This window comes from Ideonella sp. B508-1 (assembly GCF_000333615.1).
In the GTDB taxonomy this organism is placed as follows: Bacteria; Pseudomonadota; Gammaproteobacteria; order Burkholderiales; family Burkholderiaceae_C; genus Ideonella.
The window spans coordinates 1-1,255 of the sequence record NZ_BADL01000289.1; the positions used below are offsets into that span (position 1 = coordinate 1).

Sequence of the window (1,255 nt, forward strand, 5' to 3'; positions counted from 1 at the left end):
GGGGCTGGAAGACCAGGGCGCGGGCCAGGGCCACGCGCTGTTGCTGGCCACCCCAAAGCTTGGGCGGGGTAGCGGTCGCCCTTGCCCCCGAGCTGCACCATGTCCAGGGCCTTGACCACGCGCTGGGCGATCTCGGCCTTGGGCAGCTTGCGCACCGTCAGCGGGTAGCCGACGTTGTCCGCCACCGTCAGGTGGGGGAACAGCGCGTAGTTCTGGAACACCATGCCGAAGTTGCGCTTGTGCGGCGGGGTCTTCGTGATGGGTGAGCCGTCCAGCAGGATCTCGCCGGCCGTCGGGGATTCAAACCCCGCCAGCATCATCAGCGTGGTGGTCTTGCCCGAGCCGGAAGGGCCCAGCAGCGAGAGGAATTCGCCGCGCTGGATCTCCAGATCGAGCGAACGGACCACCAGGCTCAGACCGTCATAGGTCTTCTGAACACCGGCGAAGCGAACCAGGGGGGGCGAACTCATGGCGTGGGGGGCCCTCGGACAATGACTGTGTAGGCGTGGGCACCGCGCCGGGCGGGCGGTGCCAGGAAAGCGTCAGCCGGCGGGCGCTACCTCCCGCAGCGCGCGCCGGCTTCAGGACAGGCTTCAGGCCTGGCTGGCGGCCACCAGCGATTCTTCCAGCAGCTTCAGGCCTTCCTGCAGCAGGGCGTCCGAGGCGGTCAGCGGCACCAGCACGCGGATCACGTTGGCGTACACGCCGCAGGACAGCAGGACCAGGCCGCGCTCGATGGCTTCGTTGCAGACGCGCTTGGTCAGCTCGGCATCGGGCTGGTGCGGGTCGCCGTTCTTGCACAGCTCGATGGCCACCATGGCGCCCATGCCGCGCACGTCGGCGATGCTCTTGTGGCGCTGGGCCATGGCCTTGAAGCCGGTGGTCAGCAGCTCGCCGATGGCCTTGGAGCGGTCCAGCAGCTTCTCTTCCTCGAACACGTCCAGCACGGCCAGCGCGGCGGCGCAGGCGACGGGGCTGCCGGCGTAGGTGCCGCCCAGGCCGCCCGGGGCCGGCTTGTCCATGATCTCGGCCTTGCCGATGACCGCCGAGATGGGGAAGCCGCCACCGATGGACTTGGCCATGGTGATCAGGTCCGGGGCCACCGGCCATTGCTCGCAGGCCAGCCAGGTGCCGGTGCGGCCGGCGCCGGGCCTGCACTCGTCGGCGATCATCACGATGCCATGCTGGTCGCACAGCGCGCGCACCGGCTTCACGAACTCGGGGCGGGGCCACGTAAAACCCGCCTTCACCCTGC

The 1,255-nt window shown here is 69.5% G+C and carries 2 pseudogenes; both read right to left on the minus strand.

Features of this window, described 5'->3' with window-relative positions:
- A pseudogene (locus I73_RS27640) lies at positions 1 to 470 on the minus strand (ABC transporter ATP-binding protein); the annotation flags it as partial.
- A gap of 123 nt (positions 471 to 593) precedes the next feature.
- A pseudogene (locus tag I73_RS27645) lies at positions 594 to 1,255 on the minus strand (aspartate aminotransferase family protein); the annotation flags it as partial.